This window comes from Pseudomonas syringae group sp. J254-4, assembly GCF_032586855.1.
Classification (GTDB): domain Bacteria; phylum Pseudomonadota; class Gammaproteobacteria; order Pseudomonadales; family Pseudomonadaceae; genus Aquipseudomonas; species Aquipseudomonas amygdali.
The window spans coordinates 112,984-131,051 of record NZ_JAWHOO010000016.1 but is presented as its reverse complement, the minus strand read 5'-3'; the positions used below and the strand labels follow the sequence as shown (position 1 = coordinate 131,051).

The 18,068-nt window shown below is 57.0% G+C and carries 14 protein-coding genes and 3 tRNA genes; 12 read left to right on the top strand and 5 right to left on the bottom strand.

All coding sequences use genetic code 11. The features are described from left to right. Positions 1 to 6: 6 nt before the first annotated feature. The 3 genes from RYB09_RS18965 to RYB09_RS18955 all read left to right on the top strand — a co-directional run bounded on the left by RYB09_RS18965 (position 7) and on the right by RYB09_RS18955 (position 2,950). Positions 7 to 807: a carbohydrate ABC transporter permease gene (locus RYB09_RS18965; RefSeq protein ID WP_003315280.1), complete on the top strand. Its 801-nt coding sequence runs from the start codon at positions 7 to 9 to the stop codon at positions 805 to 807. Positions 808 to 819: 12 nt separating this feature from the next. Next, the gene (locus RYB09_RS18960; protein ID WP_002552730.1) at positions 820 to 1,092 is read left to right on the top strand and encodes a DUF2160 domain-containing protein; all 273 of its coding nucleotides are present in this window, start codon (positions 820 to 822) and stop codon (positions 1,090 to 1,092) included. Positions 1,093 to 1,177: 85 nt separating this feature from the next. Then, positions 1,178 to 2,950, top strand: coding sequence for an ABC transporter substrate-binding protein (locus RYB09_RS18955; RefSeq protein WP_044321923.1), 1,773 nt, complete (start codon positions 1,178 to 1,180; stop codon positions 2,948 to 2,950). A 61-nt stretch (positions 2,951 to 3,011) separates the two neighbouring features. Here the strand turns inward: RYB09_RS18955 and folD are convergent, their stop codons facing one another. Continuing rightward, entirely contained in the window at positions 3,012 to 3,866 is an 855-nt protein-coding gene (gene folD / locus RYB09_RS18950) for a bifunctional methylenetetrahydrofolate dehydrogenase/methenyltetrahydrofolate cyclohydrolase FolD (protein WP_044321922.1), read from the bottom strand. Positions 3,867 to 4,159: 293 nt separating this feature from the next. Between folD and RYB09_RS18945 the strand changes: the two genes are divergently transcribed. From RYB09_RS18945 to RYB09_RS18905, 9 genes are all read left to right on the top strand, one after another. After that, positions 4,160 to 4,236 (top strand) — tRNA-Arg (locus RYB09_RS18945). 51 nt (positions 4,237 to 4,287) lie between these two features. After that, a tRNA-His gene (locus tag RYB09_RS18940) sits at positions 4,288 to 4,363 on the top strand. A gap of 56 nt (positions 4,364 to 4,419) precedes the next feature. Continuing rightward, positions 4,420 to 4,504: transfer RNA gene (locus RYB09_RS18935), tRNA-Leu, on the top strand. A 382-nt stretch (positions 4,505 to 4,886) separates the two neighbouring features. After that, positions 4,887 to 6,197: a trigger factor gene (gene tig, locus RYB09_RS18930; RefSeq protein ID WP_002552733.1), complete on the top strand. Its 1,311-nt coding sequence runs from the start codon at positions 4,887 to 4,889 to the stop codon at positions 6,195 to 6,197. 91 nt (positions 6,198 to 6,288) lie between these two features. After that, the gene (clpP, locus tag RYB09_RS18925; RefSeq protein WP_002552734.1) at positions 6,289 to 6,930 is read left to right on the top strand and encodes an ATP-dependent Clp endopeptidase proteolytic subunit ClpP; all 642 of its coding nucleotides are present in this window, start codon (positions 6,289 to 6,291) and stop codon (positions 6,928 to 6,930) included. Positions 6,931 to 7,036: 106 nt separating this feature from the next. Continuing rightward, positions 7,037 to 8,320 (top strand): ATP-dependent Clp protease ATP-binding subunit ClpX, encoded by a 1,284-nt coding sequence (gene clpX / locus RYB09_RS18920; RefSeq protein WP_002552735.1) that lies wholly within the window; start codon positions 7,037 to 7,039, stop codon positions 8,318 to 8,320. Positions 8,321 to 8,530: 210 nt separating this feature from the next. Continuing rightward, positions 8,531 to 10,927 (top strand): endopeptidase La, encoded by a 2,397-nt coding sequence (gene lon / locus RYB09_RS18915; protein WP_002552736.1) that lies wholly within the window; start codon positions 8,531 to 8,533, stop codon positions 10,925 to 10,927. A 146-nt stretch (positions 10,928 to 11,073) separates the two neighbouring features. Beyond that, positions 11,074 to 11,346, top strand: a complete 273-nt coding sequence (locus RYB09_RS18910; RefSeq protein WP_002552737.1) for an HU family DNA-binding protein — start codon at positions 11,074 to 11,076, stop codon at positions 11,344 to 11,346. A 205-nt stretch (positions 11,347 to 11,551) separates the two neighbouring features. Then, entirely contained in the window at positions 11,552 to 13,435 is a 1,884-nt protein-coding gene (locus RYB09_RS18905; protein WP_058401923.1) for a SurA N-terminal domain-containing protein, read from the top strand. A 112-nt stretch (positions 13,436 to 13,547) separates the two neighbouring features. Here RYB09_RS18905 and fabI read toward each other — a convergent pair whose 3' ends face one another. From fabI to RYB09_RS18885, 4 genes are read right to left on the bottom strand one after another with little or no spacing between them, the layout of a single operon-like run. Beyond that, positions 13,548 to 14,342 (bottom strand): enoyl-ACP reductase FabI, encoded by a 795-nt coding sequence (gene fabI / locus RYB09_RS18900; RefSeq protein ID WP_004660733.1) that lies wholly within the window; start codon positions 14,340 to 14,342, stop codon positions 13,548 to 13,550. Positions 14,343 to 14,360: 18 nt separating this feature from the next. Beyond that, positions 14,361 to 15,971: an ABC transporter ATP-binding protein gene (locus tag RYB09_RS18895; protein WP_219171153.1), complete on the bottom strand. Its 1,611-nt coding sequence runs from the start codon at positions 15,969 to 15,971 to the stop codon at positions 14,361 to 14,363. A gap of 1 nt (position 15,972) precedes the next feature. After that, complete coding sequence (locus RYB09_RS18890) at positions 15,973 to 16,992, bottom strand: ABC transporter permease (RefSeq protein ID WP_002552741.1); 1,020 nt, start codon at positions 16,990 to 16,992, stop codon at positions 15,973 to 15,975. A gap of 1 nt (position 16,993) precedes the next feature. Continuing rightward, the gene (locus RYB09_RS18885; protein ID WP_002552742.1) at positions 16,994 to 18,067 is read right to left on the bottom strand and encodes a microcin C ABC transporter permease YejB; all 1,074 of its coding nucleotides are present in this window, start codon (positions 18,065 to 18,067) and stop codon (positions 16,994 to 16,996) included. Position 18,068 lies beyond the last annotated feature (1 nt).

Sequence of the window (18,068 nt, the reverse complement as noted above, 5' to 3'; positions counted from 1 at the left end):
CTGGTCATGAGTCTGCGCAAAATCATACCGCTGTGGATTTACCTGTTGTTTCTGCTGGTGCCGATTTACTGGCTGATCAACATGTCGTTCAAGACCAATACCGAGATCCTCGGTGGCCTGACCCTGTGGCCGCAGGACTTTACCCTGGCCAACTACAAGGTGATTTTCACCGACGAAAGCTGGTACAGCGGTTACCTGAACTCGCTGTACTACGTGTGCCTCAATACCGTGATATCGCTGAGCGTTGCGCTTCCGGCAGCCTACGCGTTTTCACGCTATCGTTTTCTCGGCGACAAGCACCTGTTCTTCTGGCTGCTGACCAATCGCATGGCGCCACCGGCCGTGTTCCTGCTGCCGTTTTTCCAGCTGTACTCGTCCATCGGCCTTTTTGACACGCATATCGCCGTTGCTCTGGCGCATTGCTTGTTCAACGTTCCGCTGGCGGTGTGGATTCTGGAGGGCTTCATGTCCGGCGTTCCCAAGGAGATTGATGAAACGGCCTACATCGACGGTTATAGCTTTCCGAAGTTTTTCGTGAAGATTTTCATTCCGTTGATTGGCTCGGGTATCGGTGTTACCGCGTTTTTCTGCTTCATGTTCTCCTGGGTTGAGCTGTTGCTGGCGCGCACCCTGACATCGGTCAATGCCAAACCGATTGCTGCGGTAATGACCCGTACAGTCTCGGCGTCGGGTATTGATTGGGGCGTGCTGGCGGCGGCGGGGGTGTTGACTATCCTGCCGGGTATGCTGGTGATCTGGTTCGTTCGCAACCATGTGGTCAAGGGCTTTGCTCTTGGTCGTGTCTGAGGAGTCGAAAAAATGGAGTGGATGTCCTGGACACTGCCCACCGCGGCCTTTTTCATCAGCATCGCATTGCTGCTGGCGGGAATGACCGTATGGGAATTGCGCTCGGCAAGTATCGAGCGCCGTGGTTTTCTGCCGATTGCCACCACGCGTGGCGACCGTTTGTTCATTGGGCTTCTGGGTAGCGCTTACCTGCATTTGCTGGTGATCGGCGCGACCGACTGGAGTGTCTGGATTGCTTCAGGGGCCTCCCTGGTGTGGCTGTTGGTGGTGATGCGTTGGGGTTAGAGGGCGGCCGGGCGCGATTGCCGGGGTGATCCGGTCGGCGATATTCGAAAAGCGGGACTACATAAAAGCAACATTGGAGATGACTATGTTCAATAAGAAAAACAAGCTGCAACATAGCGTGACGCTGGCGACCATGATGATGCTCAGCGGGTTGAGTGTTTCGGCGTGGGCAGATCAGTACGAAGATGCGGCGAAGAAGTGGGCGGCCAGTGAATTCAAGCCGAGTACGCTTTCCGATGCAGAACAGTTGAAAGAGCTGGAGTGGTTCATCAAGGCCGCCGAGCCGTTCCGTGGCATGGACATCAAGGTGGTATCGGAAACCCTGACCACCCACGAGTACGAATCGAAAACCCTGGCCAAGGCCTTCACTGAAATCACTGGTATCAAAGTCACCCATGACTTGCTGCAAGAGGGTGATGTGATCGAAAAACTGCAGACCGCCATGCAGTCGGACAAAAGTATCTACGACGGCTGGGTCAACGACTCGGACCTGATCGGTACGCACTTCCGCTATGGCAAGGCGCTGTCGCTGACCGACCTGATGGCCAGTCCGGAAGGCAGCAAAGTCACCTCGCCGACTCTGGACCTGAAAGACTTCATCGGCACCTCGTTTACCACCGCGCCGGACGGCAAGCTTTATCAACTGCCTGATCAGCAATTCGCCAACCTGTACTGGTTCCGTGCCGACTGGTTCGAACGTCCCGACCTGAAAAAGAAGTTCAAAGACAAGTACGGCTATGAGCTGGGCGTCCCGGTCAACTGGTCGGCCTACGAAGACATTGCCAAATTCTTCAGCGAAGACGTCAAGGAGATCGACGGCAAGAAAGTCTTCGGGCACATGGATTACGGCAAGAAGGACCCGTCGCTGGGCTGGCGCTTCACCGATGCCTGGTTCTCCATGGCCGGCAGTGGCGACAAGGGCCTGCCTAACGGTTTGCCGGTGGACGAGTGGGGCATCCGTGTAGAGGATTGCCATCCGGTCGGCTCCAGCATTACCCGCGGTGGCGATACCAACGGGCCAGCGGCAGTGTTCGCGACCCAGAAATACATCGACTGGCTGAAAGCCTACGCACCGCCTGAAGCTGCGGGCATGACCTTTTCGGAGTCCGGGCCGGTTCCGTCGCAGGGTAACGTCGCGCAACAGATCTTCTGGTACACCGCCTTTACTGCCGACATGACCAAGCCCGGCCTGCCAGTCATGAACGCCGATGGCACGCCGAAATGGCGCATGGCACCTTCGCCAAAAGGACCTTACTGGAAAGAAGGTATGAAGCTCGGTTATCAGGACGTGGGGTCATGGACCTTCCTGAAATCTTCCGACGAGAAGAAGCGCCTGGCGGCCTGGTTGTATGCGCAGTTCGTGACCTCGAAAAGCGTTTCGCTGAAGAAGACCATTGTCGGTCTGACGCCTATTCGCGAGTCCGACATCAACTCCAAGGAGATGACCGCGCTGGCACCGAAACTGGGCGGTCTGGTGGAGTTCTATCGCAGCCCGGCGCGTGTGCAGTGGTCGCCTACCGGGACCAACGTGCCTGATTATCCGAAACTGGCACAGTTGTGGTGGAGCCACGTTGCCGAGGCGGTCACCGGCGAGAAGACAGCACAGCAGGCGCTGGACGGTCTGGCCAAGGATCAGGATGCCATCATGACGCGCATCGAACGTTCCAAGGTTCAGGAAGCCAGCAAGTGTGCGCCGAAGATGAACCCCGAGACCTCTGCCGAGGAGTGGTATACCAAGGCTGAGCAAAGCGGTGGCAAATTCCTCGCGCCGCAACGCAAGCTTGCCAACGAGAAACCGAAGGGTGAAACCATCGCTTACGCTGACCTGCTGAAAAGCTGGGAGGCTGGCAAGAAGTAACGTTTTGTCGGGGTAAAAAAACGGCACCTTGAAGGTGCCGTTTTTTATTGCTGCAGGCTGATCAGTCGTGCAGGGTTTCCGCTGCGTACAGCGTGTTTTCCAGCAGGCAAGCGCGGGTCATGGGGCCAACGCCGCCAGGGACCGGGGTGATCCAGCCGGCGCGGGGCAGGGCAGTCTCGTAAACCACGTCGCCAACCAGCTTGCCATCGTCCTGACGGTTGATGCCGACGTCGATGACAATCGCGCCGGGCTTGATCCATTCGCCCTTGACCAGGCCGGGCTTGCCAGCGGCAACCACCACCAGATCGGCACGGCTTACATGGCCTGCCAGATCCTTGGTGAAACGGTGGGTCACGGTAACGGTGCAGCCCGCCAGCAGCAATTCCATCGCCATGGGGCGGCCGACAATGTTCGACGCGCCAACCACCACAGCATCCAGCCCGTACAGATCGACTCCGGTGCTTTCCAGCAGGGTAATGATCCCTTTGGGTGTGCACGGTCGCAGCAGGGGAATGCGCTGGGCCAGACGGCCGACGTTATAAGGATGGAAACCGTCCACGTCCTTGTCCGGGCGGATGCGCTCGAGCAGCAGCGATGCGTCCAGATGGGCTGGCAAAGGCAATTGCAGGAGGATGCCGTCGACAGCGGCGTCTTCATTGAGGCGGTCGATCAGATCGGTCAGCGCAACCTGAGTGGTATCAGCGGGCAAGTCATAGGCCTGGGAGATAAAGCCGACTTCCTCGCAGTCCTTGCGCTTGTGAGAGACATAGACCTGAGAGGCAGGGTCGCTGCCGACCAGAATCACCGCGAGGCCCGGCGTGCGCAGACCTTGCTGGCTACGTTCGGCGACACGTTTGGCGATCTGCTGGCGCAGGCTGGCGGCGATCGCCTTGCCGTCGATTAGTTTTGCAGTCATGACGCGTGATTAACCATCGAGAGGAAATAAAATGAGCGCGCATTCTCGCATGACATGGCGCGAGGGCAAAGGCGCATGCTGTGGATATTCCGCTAACTCCTTTATCTAGCTGAATTTTTTTCAAAAAAAGGTTGACGACCCCAGGGGCCGTCTATAAGATTCGTCGCACTTGCCGGGCAGAGCCCAGCACTGGTTAAGCTAGCACTGGTTGATTAGGTCAGGCAGAGTTGCAAATCAGCTCGGTGTGATTGAAAGCCTTTTAGTTTGTTCTCGCAAGAATACAAATTATATAAGTGCCCGTAGCTCAGCTGGATAGAGCATCCGCCTTCTAAGCGGATGGTCGCAGGTTCGAGTCCTGCCGGGTGCGCCATTCAAGGCAGCTTTGGCACAGCAAGTAAGTTGTATCGTCACGCGCAATATGGTGGGCGTAGCTCAGTTGGTAGAGCACAGGATTGTGACTCCTGCGGTCGTGGGTTCGAACCCCATCGTCCACCCCATATTAAGAAGGGCGCCAGATTCATAGTCTGGCGCCTTTGCTTTAAAAGTCTGAAATGCGGATGTGGTGGAATTGGTAGACACACTGGATTTAGGTTCCAGCGCCGCAAGGTGTGAGAGTTCGAGTCTCTCCGTCCGCACCAGGATAGCTGTAGTCGAGTGCTAACGCTTCGGTTGCAAAAGCTACAAAAAGAAAGCCGCCTAGTGCGGCTTTTTTTGTTTTGGCGTATTCGTTCCATCGCCTCGCGGGTCCGGCGGCCATACTGCCGCCGGTCGAGTGGGGCGTGCTATGTAGATGGATTCGGTCATCGTCCGGCGCAGAGGTTTCCTTATATAGGGGCCGTGCCAGACACGTCGCGAGTGATGCGAGGTGTTTTCCTTTCTCCTCCGGCTGTAGTCCGATTCCTTCTTGTTAACCCGCCCTTTTTCAGTAGGGTGACTTCTTGAGTTTGACCCACTAGAATGCATGCCCTTGATTCTGGGGTCGGAAACGGCCGGCTAACGTCTGTGCAACGAGGAATATCCATGCAAGTTTCTGTTGAAAATACTTCCGCTCTTGAGCGCCGCATGACCATTGGCGTGCCTGCCGAACGCATCGAGACTGAAGTCAACAAGCGTCTGCAGCAGACCGCACGTAAAGCCAAGATCCCGGGCTTCCGCCCAGGCAAGGTGCCTATGAGCGTGATCCGTCAGCGTTATGAAGACGGCGCACGTCAGGAAGCACTGGGCGATCTGATTCAGGCTACTTTCTACGAAGCTGTGGTTGAGCAGAAGCTGAACCCGGCCGGTGCTCCTGCTGTAGAGCCGAAATCTTTCGAAAAAGGCAAAGACCTGGAATACGTGGCTACTTTCGAAGTATTCCCGGAATTCACCGTTGCCGGTTTCGACACCATCGCCGTAGAGCGCCTGTCTGCCGACGTGGCGGACAGCGATCTGGACAACATGCTGGAAGTGCTGCGCAAGCAGAACGTTCGTTTTGAAGTGGCCGACCGTGCTGCCCAGAACGAAGACCAGCTGAACATCGATTTCGTGGGCAAGGTCGACGGCGAAGTGTTCGCTGGCGGTTCTGCCACGGCTACCCAGCTGGTGCTGGGTTCGGGTCGCATGATTCCTGGTTTCGAAGACGGTCTGGTTGGTGCCAAGGCCGGTGAGGAGCGCGTTCTGAACGTGACCTTCCCCGAGGACTATCAGAACCTCGAGCTGGCCGGCAAGGCTGCCGAGTTCACCGTGACCGTCAATACCGTTTCCGAGCCAAAGCTGCCTGAGCTGAACGAAGAGTTCTTCAAGCAGTTCGGCATCAAGGAAACCGGTATCGAAGGCTTCCGCACCGAGGTTCGCAAGAACATGGAGCGCGAGCTGCGTCAGGCGATCAAGTCCAAGGTCAAGAATCAGGTCATGGACGGTCTGCTGGCTGCCAACCCGATCGAAGTGCCTAAAGCGCTGCTGGAAAACGAAGTCAACCGTCTGCGCGTCCAGGCTGTTCAACAGTTCGGCGGCAACATCAAGCCAGACCAGTTGCCGGCTGAGCTGTTCGAAGAGCAAGCCAAGCGTCGCGTCGAGCTGGGCCTGATCGTTGCCGAGGTCGTCAAGCAGTTCGACCTCAAGCCTGATGATGCTCGCGTACGTGAAATGATCCAGGAAATGGCATCCGCCTATCAGGAGCCTGAGCAGGTTGTTGCCTGGTACTACAAGAACGAGCAGCAAATGAACGAGGTACGTTCTGTTGTGCTTGAAGAGCAAGTTGTAGATACTGTTTTGCAGAAAGCTAGCGTGACCGACAAATCGGTCTCCTACGAAGAAGCTGTCAAGCCGGTGGAAGCTCCAAAAGCCGACTGATTTCTCTTTTCGTGCGAAAACACCCACAAGCCAGCCTTCGCGCTGGCTTGTGCGTATTCAAGACTCGACTATTTGGGAGTGAATGCAGGACATGTCCCGCAATTCTTATATTCAGCAGAACTCTGACATCCAGGCCGCTGGCGGCCTGGTCCCGATGGTTATCGAGCAGTCCGCCCGTGGCGAACGCGCCTATGACATCTATTCGCGCCTTCTCAAGGAGCGAGTCATCTTTATGGTTGGTCCGGTAGAGGACTACATGGCCAACCTTATCGCGGCACAACTGCTCTTCCTTGAAGCGGAAAACCCGGACAAGGATATCCATCTCTACATCAACTCGCCGGGCGGTTCGGTGACAGCAGGCATGTCGATCTACGACACCATGCAGTTCATCAAGCCGGACGTTTCGACTATCTGTATCGGTCAGGCTTGCAGCATGGGTGCCTTCCTGCTGGCCGGTGGTGCAGAAGGCAAGCGTCATTGCCTGCCCAACTCGCGGATGATGATTCACCAGCCGCTGGGCGGTTTCCAGGGTCAGGCGTCGGATATCGACATCCATGCCAAGGAAATCCTGCACATTCGTCATCGTCTCAACTCGCTACTGGCGCATCACACCGGCCAGAGCCTCGAAACCATCGAGCGCGACACCGAGCGTGACAACTTCATGAGCGCAGAGCGTGCGGCTGAATACGGCCTGATCGACTCCGTGATCAACAAGCGTCAAATGCCTGCCTAAGCGGCTCAAAATGTAGGGGGTCGGCACAACCGACCGCCTGCGGACTTGAAAAAGCCCGCAATAGCCTTCATCTTGTGTTGCAAGCCTACCGGATTGGATCGATCGAATGACTGACACCCGCAACGGCGAGGACAACGGCAAATTGCTCTATTGCTCCTTCTGTGGCAAAAGCCAGCATGAAGTGCGCAAATTGATTGCCGGCCCCTCGGTCTTTATCTGCGACGAGTGCGTCGACCTGTGCAACGACATCATCCGCGAGGAGGTGCAGGAAGCACAGGCCGAAAGCAGCGCGCATAAATTGCCTTCGCCTAAAGAAATCAGCGGCATCCTTGACCAGTATGTAATCGGTCAGGAACGTGCCAAAAAGGTCCTCGCAGTAGCGGTGTACAACCACTACAAGCGTTTGAACCAGCGCGACAAGAAGAATGACGACGTTGAACTGGGCAAGAGCAACATCCTGCTGATCGGCCCTACGGGCTCCGGCAAGACGCTGCTGGCCGAAACACTGGCCCGTCTGCTCAATGTGCCGTTCACCATCGCTGACGCCACCACCCTGACCGAAGCCGGTTATGTGGGTGAGGACGTTGAAAACATTATCCAGAAGCTGTTGCAGAAATGTGATTACGATGTCGAGAAGGCTCAGATGGGCATTGTCTACATCGATGAAATCGACAAGATTTCGCGCAAATCCGACAACCCTTCGATCACTCGTGACGTTTCCGGCGAAGGCGTGCAGCAAGCCTTGCTGAAGCTGATCGAGGGCACCGTGGCTTCCGTTCCTCCGCAAGGTGGTCGCAAGCATCCGCAGCAGGAATTCCTGCAAGTGGACACACGCAATATTCTCTTTATTTGCGGTGGCGCCTTCTCGGGCCTGGAAAAGGTCATTCAGAACCGTTCCACCCGTGGCGGCATCGGCTTCAATGCCGAAGTTCGCAGCAAGGAGGAGGGCAAGAAGGTTGGCGAGTCCCTGCGTGAAGTCGAGCCTGACGATCTGGTCAAGTTCGGTCTGATCCCTGAGTTCGTGGGCCGTCTGCCAGTGCTTGCAACGCTGGACGAGCTGGATGAGGCTGCTTTGATACAGATCCTCACCGAGCCGAAGAATGCGCTGACCAAGCAGTATGCCAAGCTGTTCGAGATGGAAGGCGTGGACCTCGAGTTCCGCACCGACGCGCTGAAGTCGGTTGCCCGTCGCGCGCTTGAGCGCAAGACCGGTGCCCGTGGCTTGCGTTCCATCCTAGAAGGCGTGCTGCTCGACACCATGTACGAAATTCCGTCGCAAAGTGACGTGAGCAAGGTGGTGATCGATGAGAGCGTTATCGACGGTACGTCCAAGCCGCTGCTGATCTACGAAAACAGTGAGCCGCCTGCCAAGGTTGCCCCTGACGCGTAACACACGCAGGTGTATAGGCGTGTGAAGTAATACGGAAGGGGGCCTTTTTGGCCCCCTTTTGCATTTTTCAGCCGTTCATTCGTTTTGTATGAAGAAATTGATCTTGGCGGGTCGTGGCTCTAGAGCTTGTTTTTTTTGGACGCTACCCCCATCTTGGCTTCAAGCTAATTCCATCTGTCCCGGCCAATTGGCCGCCGTAGAGGCGAAATCATGAAGACCACTATTGAATTGCCTCTCTTGCCATTGCGTGATGTCGTGGTTTATCCGCACATGGTTATCCCGCTGTTCGTGGGGCGCGAGAAGTCTATCGAAGCCCTTGAAGCGGCAATGACGGGCGACAAGCAGATTCTGCTGCTCGCGCAAAGAAACCCGGCTGACGACGATCCTGATGAAAAGGCGTTGTACAACGTCGGCACTATTGCCACCGTACTGCAGCTGCTCAAGCTGCCTGATGGCACCGTCAAGGTGCTGGTCGAAGGTGAGCAGCGTGGTTCGGTAGAACGCTTCATCGAAGTCGATGGCCATTACCGCGCCGACGTCGCGTTGATCGACGAAGTCGATGCCCCGGATCGCGAATCCGAAGTATTTGTGCGCAGCCTGCTGGCTCAGTTCGAGCAGTATGTGCAGCTTGGCAAGAAAGTCCCCGCAGAAGTCCTCTCGTCGCTCAACAGCATCGATGAGCCCGGTCGCCTGGTTGACACCATGGCAGCGCACATGGCGCTCAAGATCGAGCAGAAGCAGGAAATTCTCGAGATTATCGACCTGTCGGCCCGTGTCGAGCACGTGCTGGCCTTGCTGGATGCCGAAATCGACCTGTTGCAGGTTGAAAAGCGCATTCGCGGTCGTGTGAAAAAACAAATGGAGCGCAGCCAGCGCGAGTACTACCTGAATGAGCAGATGAAGGCCATTCAGAAAGAACTGGGCGATGGCGACGAAGGCCATAACGAAATTGAAGAGCTGAAAAAGCGCATCGACGCTGCCGGGCTGCCCAAGGACGCTCTGACCAAGGCGACTGCCGAGCTGAACAAGCTCAAGCAGATGTCACCGATGTCGGCCGAGGCGACCGTGGTGCGCTCCTACATCGACTGGCTGGTTCAGGTGCCGTGGAAGGCGCAGAGCAAGGTGCGTCTGGACCTTGCGCGCGCTGAAGCGATCCTCGATGCCGACCATTATGGTCTTGATGAGGTCAAGGAACGCATTCTCGAATACCTCGCCGTGCAAAAGCGCGTGAAGAAGATTCGGGGCCCTGTGCTGTGTCTGGTAGGTCCACCGGGTGTGGGTAAAACTTCCCTGGCCGAGTCCATCGCCAACGCAACCAATCGCAAATTCGTGCGAATGGCACTCGGTGGCGTGCGTGACGAGGCTGAAATTCGTGGTCATCGCCGGACTTACATCGGTTCGATGCCAGGAAGATTGATACAAAAGATGACAAAGGTGGGCGTCCGCAACCCGCTGTTCCTGCTTGATGAAATCGACAAGATGGGCAGTGACATGCGCGGCGATCCGGCGTCGGCATTGCTTGAGGTCCTTGACCCTGAGCAAAACCATAACTTCAATGATCACTACCTCGAGGTCGACTACGATCTTTCCGATGTAATGTTCCTGTGCACGTCGAACTCGATGAATATTCCGCCAGCCTTGCTGGACCGGATGGAAGTCATTCGCCTGCCGGGTTACACCGAAGACGAAAAGATCAACATCGCCGTCAAATACCTCTCGCCCAAGCAGATTCAGGCCAATGGCTTGAAGAAAGGCGAGATCCAGTTCGACGAGGAAGCAATCCGCGACATCATTCGCTACTACACCCGTGAAGCGGGCGTGCGCGGTCTGGAGCGCCAGATTGCCAAGGTTTGCCGCAAGGCGGTCAAAGAACACGCCATGGAAAAACGCTTCTCCGTGCAGGTTACTGCCGAGATGCTCGAACACTTCCTGGGCGTGCGTAAATTCCGCTACGGGCTGGCCGAGCAACAGGATCAGATCGGTCAGGTCACAGGTCTGGCGTGGACTCAGGTGGGCGGTGAATTGCTGACCATCGAGGCTGCGGTTGTATCGGGCAAGGGCCAGTTGATCAAGACCGGTTCGCTGGGCGATGTCATGGTCGAATCCATTACCGCCGCGCAGACCGTGGTGCGCAGTCGTGCCCGTAGTCTGGGCATTCCAGCCGATTTCCACGAGAAACACGACACGCATATCCACATGCCGGAAGGCGCGACGCCCAAGGATGGACCAAGCGCTGGCGTAGGCATGTGTACTGCCCTGGTATCGGCGCTTACACAGATCCCGGTACGTGCCGATGTGGCAATGACGGGCGAGATTACCCTGCGCGGGCAGGTGCTGGCGATTGGTGGTCTGAAGGAAAAACTTCTGGCTGCGCATCGCGGCGGAATCAAGACGGTGATCATTCCGGAAGAAAACGTGCGTGATTTGAAGGAGATTCCTGACAATATCAAGCAGGATCTGCAAATCAAGCCCGTTAAATGGATTGACGAAGTCCTGCAAATTGCGCTGCAATACGCGCCGGAGCCGTTGCCGGACGTGGCTACAGATCTGGTCGCAAAGGAAGAAAAACGCGAGTCTGACTCTAAGGACAGAATTAGCACGCATTAAGACTGGGCAGGCTTCCTTGACAGCTTTTTAGAGCCCTTGTTATAAAGCGGCTCTTTAAAGCAAGCACCAGCAAGCCTTCCAGCGCTCGTTTTGCTTAACACCTAAAACTTAGAAACATACTCAATATAGAGATAAGGGGACTTAGAGTGAACAAGTCGGAACTGATTGATGCTATCGCTGCATCTGCTGATATCCCGAAAGCTGCTGCTGGCCGTGCGCTGGACGCAGTGATCGAATCCGTCACTGGCGCTCTGAAGGCTGGCGACTCGGTTGTTTTGGTTGGCTTTGGTACGTTCTCCGTGACTGATCGTCCTGCTCGCATCGGTCGCAACCCTCAGACTGGTAAGACGCTGGAAATCGCTGCTGCTAAAAAACCAGGTTTCAAAGCCGGTAAAGCCCTCAAAGAAGCTGTCAACTAAGCCTCTCGATGCCTTTGCCCGCTGGGTCGGGTCTGTCCTGATCCAGTAGCGGAGTGGTGGTGCATTCGGTTGCAACACCGAGGGGTTCGAGCCCTACCGCTCCGTCAGTTACGAGAAGGCGCATCCTCGGATGCGCCTTTCTTCTATCCGCTTTCTACCCACGCTCCGCGGTTGGTTAGTCAGTTCAACCGTTTTGGGGGACGCAATGCTGCAGAACATCAGGGACAATTCACAAGGCTGGATTGCCAAGACAATTATCGGAATCATCATCGCTTTGATGGCCTTCACCGGCATCGAGGCGTTGTTTACCGCTACCAGCAACAAGCAGAACGCGGCTGAAGTGAACGGCGAGGACATCTCTCAGAATGAGTTGAGCCAGGCCGTCGACATGCAGCGCCGCCAGTTGGCTCAGCAGCTCGCGCAGCAGTTGGGCAAGGATTTCGATCCTGCGATGCTGGATGAAAAACTGTTGCGTGAATCAGCCCTCAAAGGTTTGATCGACCGCAAGCTGCTTCTGCAAGGCGCAACGGATGCGAAATTCTCGTTTTCCGACGCGGCACTGGATCAGCAGCTTTTGCAGACGCCCGAGTTTCAGGTCGATGGCAAGTTCAGTGCTGACCGTTTCGATCAGGTGATTCGCCAGCTGGGTTACAGCCGTCTGCAGTTCCGCCAGATGCTTGGCCAGGAAATGCTCATCGGTCAGGTGCGTGCAGGTGTTGCCGGCAGTGCCTTCGTCACCGATGCACAGGTTGACGCTTTTGCCCGTCTGGAAAAGCAGACCCGTGATTTCGCTTCGCTGACCCTGCCTGCCGATACCACGGCTGTCAAAGTGACGGACGACGAAGTCAAGGCTCACTACGACCAGCATGCCAAGGAGTTCATGAGCCCTGAGCAGGTTGTGCTTGATTACATCGAATTGAAGAAGTCGTCTTTCTTCGACAAGGTGCAGGTCAAGGATGAGGACTTGCAGGCGGCTTATCAGAAAGAAATCGCCAATCTGTCAGAACAGCGTCGTGCTGCGCACATCCTGATCGAGGTGAACGACAAGCTGAACGACGAACAGGCCAAGGCGAAGATTGAAGAAATTCAACAGCGTCTGGCCAAGGGTGAAGATTTTGCGGCGCTGGCCAAGGAATATTCGCAGGACCCTGGTTCGTCCAGCAAGGGCGGTGATCTTGGTTATGCAGGCAAGGGTGTCTATGACCCTGCGTTCGAAGACACATTGTATGCCTTGAACAAGGACCAGGTGTCGCAGCCTGTGCGTACCGACTTCGGCTGGCACCTGATCAAGCTGCTGGGCGTCGAGGCTCCATCGGTGCCGACATTTGCCAGTCTGAAAGACAAACTGACCACCGATTTGAAATCGCAGCTGGTCGAGCAGAAGTTTGTCGAAGTGACCAAGCAGCTGGAAGATTCTGCATTTGAATCGTCCGACCTGTCTCAACCGGCACAGGATCTGGGCCTTAAGGTTCAGACCACTGCGCCATTTGGTCGTGAAGGCGGTGAGGGTATTACAGCCAACCGCGCGGTCATCCAGGCTGCGTTCAGCCCGGAAGTGCTGGAAGAAGGCTCCAACAGCAACACGCTGGAGCTGGATCCGGAGACCGTCGTGGTGGTGCGCTCCAAAGAGCACCTGCAACCTCAGCAGTTGCCGCTTGAGAGCGTTGCCAGCTCGATTCGCGCTCAACTGGTCAAGGAGCACGCTACAGCTGCTGCCAAGGCCAAGGGCGAGGCTCTGCTGGCCGGGCTGCGTGATGGCAAGATCCCGTTGGCTGCGAAGCAGGATGGACGTGACTGGAAATCGATGGAAGCAGTCACTCGCAGTCAGGAAGGCGTTGATCCTCAAGTACTGCAGACGCTGTTCCGCATGCCCAAGCCTGATGGCAAGGGCAAGCCGGAATTCGCCAGCATTACTGCAGCCGATGGCAGCTTCGTGATTGTGCGTCTCAACGGCGTGAATCAGGCTGCTGCACCGACTGATGCGGAAAAGGCGCAATACCGTCGATTCCTCGCGTCGCGTGCGGGTCAGCAGGATTTCGCTGCGTACCGCGCACAGCTGGAAAGCAAGGCGAAGATCGAGAAGTTCTAAGTATCTCGAAACCCGCACAAAAAAGAAGGCCGCTCACTGAGCGGCCTTCTTTTTGAGTGCAGGAAAGTTGCCTGCCGGAAAATGCCGCTCGCGAGGAGCGGCGCTTGCCGTCTTACTCTTCCATGCTGCCCATCGCGGTGGTGTTGAAACCGCCGTCGACGTACATGATCTCACCACTGATGCCCGACGCCAGGTCAGAGCACAGGAACGCGCCGGCATTGCCGACTTCGTCGATGGTCACGTTGCGGCGCAGAGGGGTCTGCGCTTCGTTGGCAGCCAGCATTTTGCGGAAGTTCTTGATACCCGAAGCAGCCAGTGTGCGGATCGGGCCGGCGGATACGGCATTGACGCGAGTACCTTCCGGGCCGAGGCTGCCGGCCAGGTAACGAACGCCTGCTTCCAGACTGGCCTTGGCCATGCCCATGACGTTGTAGTTGGGCATGGTGCGCTCTGCGCCCAGGTACGACAGGGTCAGCAGGCTGCCATTGCGGCCTTTCATCATTTCGCGACCAGCCTTGGCCAAGGCCACGAAGCTGTAGGCGCTGATGTCGTGAGCGATGCGGAAACCTTCGCGAGTGGTGGCGTCGGTGAAGTCGCCGTCGAGCTGGTCACCCGGAGCAAAGCCGACCGAGTGAACGATCACGTCCAGGCCGTCCCACTTCTTGCTCAGCTCTTCAAAGACCTTGGTGATCTCTTCGTCGCTGGCCACATCGCAAGGGAAGCACAGCTCAGGACCTGAGCCCCAGCCTGCGGCGAACTCTTCGACACGGCCCTTGAGCTTGTCGTTCTGGTAGGTGAAAGCAAGCTCTGCACCTTCACGATGCATGGCGGCAGCAATGCCGGATGCGATGGACAGTTTACTGGCGACACCGACGATCAGGACGCGCTTACCGGCGAGAAAACCCATGTGTTGTTCCTCTTCAGGTTAATCGACAGCTACCGGTGCCAAAAAGGCGGCTTCCAGCAGCTGCTGTGTATAAGGATGTTGCGGTGCGGCGAAGATGTCCTGCGCTGCACCCTGTTCGACCACTTGGCCTTGCTTGACCACCATCAACTGGTGGCTTAGCGCTTTGACGACAGCCAGGTCATGGCTGATGAACAAATACGTCAGATTGTACTTGGCTTGCAGCGAGCGAAGCAGCTCGACGACCTGACGCTGTACGGTCCGGTCGAGGGCTGATGTCGGCTCGTCCAGCAAGATAAGCGCCGGTTTCAATACCAGCGCACGTGCAATGGCGATCCTCTGCCGTTGGCCACCGGAGAACTCGTGAGGGTAGCGGTGCCGGGTATCCGGATCCAGGCCAACCTCCCTGAGTGCTTCGATGATCGCCGTCTGTTGCTCGGCGGGCGTGCCCATACCGTGGATTCGCAAGCCTTCGCCAACGATTTCACCCACTGACATACGCGGGCTCAAACTGCCAAACGGGTCCTGGAACACCACCTGCATCTGCCTGCGCAGCGGACGGATCTGCTGTTGCGACAGAGATTCTAGCGCGTTGCCCTTGAAACGTATGGTGCCCTGGCTGCCGATCAGTCTAAGAATCGCCAGCCCCAGCGTCGATTTGCCAGACCCGCTTTCACCCACGATGCCCAGTGTTTGCCCTTGCGGCAGGCTGAAGCGTATGCCGTCCACCGCTTTGACGTGGTCGACCGTGCGCTTGAGCAGGCCCTTCTTGATCGGGAACCAGACTTTCAGGTCCTCGACTTCAAGCAGCGGAGCGCCGGCCGGGTTGGTCGAAGGACCGCCGCTGGGCTCTGCGCTGAGTAACACTTTGGTGTAAGGATGTTGCGGCGAACGGAACAATTCTTCGCACGATGCCTGTTCGACGATGCAACCGCGCTGCATGACACATACTCGGTTGGCTATTTGCCTGACCACGTTCAAATCGTGGCTGATAAGCAGCAACGCCATGCCCAGACGAGCCTGCAATTGCTTGAGCAATTCAAGAATTTTCAGCTGTACCGTGACATCCAGTGCAGTGGTCGGTTCGTCGGCAATCAGCAGCTCCGGCTCGTTGGCCAGTGCCATCGCTATCATCACACGCTGGCGCTGGCCGCCTGACAGCTCATGTGGCAAGGCTTTGAGACGTTTGTGTGGCTCTGGGATGCCTACCAGCTCAAGAAGCTCCAGCGTGCGTTTGGTGGCGTCCTTGCCGGTCAGACCCTTATGCAGGCCCAGTACCTCGTTGATTTGTTTTTCGACCGAGTGCAGCGGGTTCAGCGAGGTCATCGGTTCCTGGAAGATCATGGCGATACGGTTGCCACGGATCGAGCGCAGTTTTTTCTCTTCCACCTTCAGCAGGTCTTCACCGGCGTAGCGGACAGTGCCGCTCGGATGACTGGCAATGGGGTAGGGCAGCAGGCGCAGTATCGAGTGCGCTGTCACTGATTTGCCCGAGCCGCTTTCGCCGACCAGTGCGAGGGTTTCACCCCGACGGATGTCAAAGCTGATGTTCTCGACCACCCGTTGCCGTGAGTCGCCCGTCACGAACTCGACCGCCAGATCGCGGATTTCGATCAGATTGTCATTGCTCATCTTATTTCCTTGGGTCGAAAGCATCGCGGGCGGATTCGCCGATGAACACCAGCAGGCTCAGCATGATGGCCAGTACAGCGAACGCGCTGATGCCCAGCCAGGGTGCCTGCAGGTTGGATTTGCCCTGCGCCACCAGTTCGCCCAGCGAAGGCGACCCGGCGGGCAGGCCGAAGCCCAGGAAGTCGAGAGCAGTCAAGGTGCCGATGGCCCCGGTGAGGATGAACGGCATGAAGGTCATCGTCGAAACCATGGCGTTGGGCAGGATATGGCGGAACATGATCGCGCCGTTCTCCATGCCCAAGGCCCGCGCGGCCCTTACGTATTCCAGGTTCCGGCCACGCAGGAACTCGGCACGCACCACGTCCACCAGGTTCATCCAGGAAAACAGCAGCATGATGCCCAGCAGCCACCAGAAGTTGGGTTGCACGAAGCTGGCGAGAATGATCAACAGATACAGCACGGGCAGGCCCGACCACACTTCCAGAAAACGCTGGCCCAGCAGGTCGACCCAGCCGCCATAGAAACCCTGCAGGGCACCGGCGATGACGCCGATGATCGAACTGAGGATGGTCAGGGTCAGGGCGAACAGCACGGAAATCCTGAAGCCATAGATCACTCGTGCCAACACATCACGGCCCTGATCGTCGGTGCCCAGCAGGTTTTCCCGGGACGGTGGCGCAGGGGCGGGGACTTTCAGGTCGTAGTTGATGCTCTGGTAACTGAACGGGATGGGTGCCCACAGGGTCCAGCCATCCTTCGCCGCAAGCAATTCCTTGATGTACGGGCTCTTGTAATTGGCTTCCAGCGGGAATTCGCCGCCGAAGGTGGTCTCCGGGTAACGCTCCAGCACCGGGAAGTACCAGTGACCGTCGTAGCGCACGGCAAGCGGTTTATCGTTGGCGATCAGTTCGGCGCCAAGGCTCAGGCCGAACAGGATGAGGAACAGCCACAGTGACCACCAGCCGCGTCGGTTGGCTTTGAAGCGTTCGAAGCGACGGCGATTGAGAGGAGACAGCTTCATATCAATGCTTCCTGCTTTCGAAGTCGATGCGCGGGTCTACCAGGGTGTAGGTGATGTCGCCGATCAGCTTCACCACCAACCCCAGCAGGGTGAAGATGAACAGGGTGCCGAACACCACCGGGTAGTCGCGGTTGATAGCGGCTTCAAAACTCATCAGGCCCAGGCCGTCCAGCGAAAAGATCACTTCCACCAGCAGCGAGCCGGTGAAGAAGATACCGATGAACGCCGACGGGAAGCCGGCGATCACCAGCAGCATCGCGTTGCGAAACACATGGCCGTAGAGCACCTTGTGGTTGCTCAGGCCCTTGGCTTTGGCGGTGGTGACATATTGCTTGCTGATTTCGTCGAGAAAGCTGTTCTTGGTCAGCAGGGTCATGGTGGCGAAGTTGCCGATCACCAGCGCGGTGACCGGCAGCACCAGATGCCAGAAGTAGTCGAAGACCTTGCCCAGGGTGCTCAGTTCGTCATAGTTGTTCGAGGTCAGCCCACGCAGCGGGAACCAGTTGAAGTAGCTGCCACCGGCAAACACCACGATCAGCAGAATCGCGAACAGAAACGCCGGGATGGCGTAGCCGACGATGATCGCCGAGCTGGTCCACACGTCGAACTGACTGCCGTGGCGAGTGGCTTTGGCGATCCCCAGCGGGATCGACACCAGGTACATGATCAGCGTGCTCCATAACCCCAGAGAGATGGAGACCGGCATCTTCTCGACGATCAGGTCGATCACCTTGGCATCGCGAAAGAAGCTGTCGCCGAAATCCAGCGTGGCGTAGTTCTTGATCATGATCCACAGGCGTTCCGGTGCCGATTTATCGAAACCGTACATGCGTTCGATTTCTTTTATCAGTGCCGGGTCCAGGCCCTGTGCGCCACGGTAGTTGGAGCCCGCCACCGATACCTCGGCGCCGCCACCCGCAATTCGGCTGGTAGCGCCATCGAAGCCTTCGATCTTGGCGATCATCTGCTCGACCGGTCCACCGGGTGCGGCCTGAATGATGACGAAGTTGATGATCAGAATGCCGAGCAGGGTAGGGATGATCAGCAGTAGCCGTCGCAGAATATAAGCCAGCATG

Coding starts and splice junctions, on each gene's coding strand:
- RYB09_RS18895 (WP_219171153.1), bottom strand. CDS start 15,971: ATGAGCAATGACAATCTGATCGAAATCCGCGATCTGGCGGTCGAGTTC.
- lon (WP_002552736.1), top strand. CDS start 8,531: ATGAAGACCACTATTGAATTGCCTCTCTTGCCATTGCGTGATGTCGTG.
- RYB09_RS18955 (WP_044321923.1), top strand. CDS start 1,178: ATGTTCAATAAGAAAAACAAGCTGCAACATAGCGTGACGCTGGCGACC.
- RYB09_RS18885 (WP_002552742.1), bottom strand. CDS start 18,067: ATGCTGGCTTATATTCTGCGACGGCTACTGCTGATCATCCCTACCCTG.
- clpP (WP_002552734.1), top strand. CDS start 6,289: ATGTCCCGCAATTCTTATATTCAGCAGAACTCTGACATCCAGGCCGCT.
- tig (WP_002552733.1), top strand. CDS start 4,887: ATGCAAGTTTCTGTTGAAAATACTTCCGCTCTTGAGCGCCGCATGACC.
- folD (WP_044321922.1), bottom strand. CDS start 3,866: ATGACTGCAAAACTAATCGACGGCAAGGCGATCGCCGCCAGCCTGCGC.
- RYB09_RS18890 (WP_002552741.1), bottom strand. CDS start 16,992: ATGAAGCTGTCTCCTCTCAATCGCCGTCGCTTCGAACGCTTCAAAGCC.
- clpX (WP_002552735.1), top strand. CDS start 7,037: ATGACTGACACCCGCAACGGCGAGGACAACGGCAAATTGCTCTATTGC.
- RYB09_RS18965 (WP_003315280.1), top strand. CDS start 7: ATGAGTCTGCGCAAAATCATACCGCTGTGGATTTACCTGTTGTTTCTG.
- RYB09_RS18905 (WP_058401923.1), top strand. CDS start 11,552: ATGCTGCAGAACATCAGGGACAATTCACAAGGCTGGATTGCCAAGACA.
- fabI (WP_004660733.1), bottom strand. CDS start 14,342: ATGGGTTTTCTCGCCGGTAAGCGCGTCCTGATCGTCGGTGTCGCCAGT.
- RYB09_RS18960 (WP_002552730.1), top strand. CDS start 820: ATGGAGTGGATGTCCTGGACACTGCCCACCGCGGCCTTTTTCATCAGC.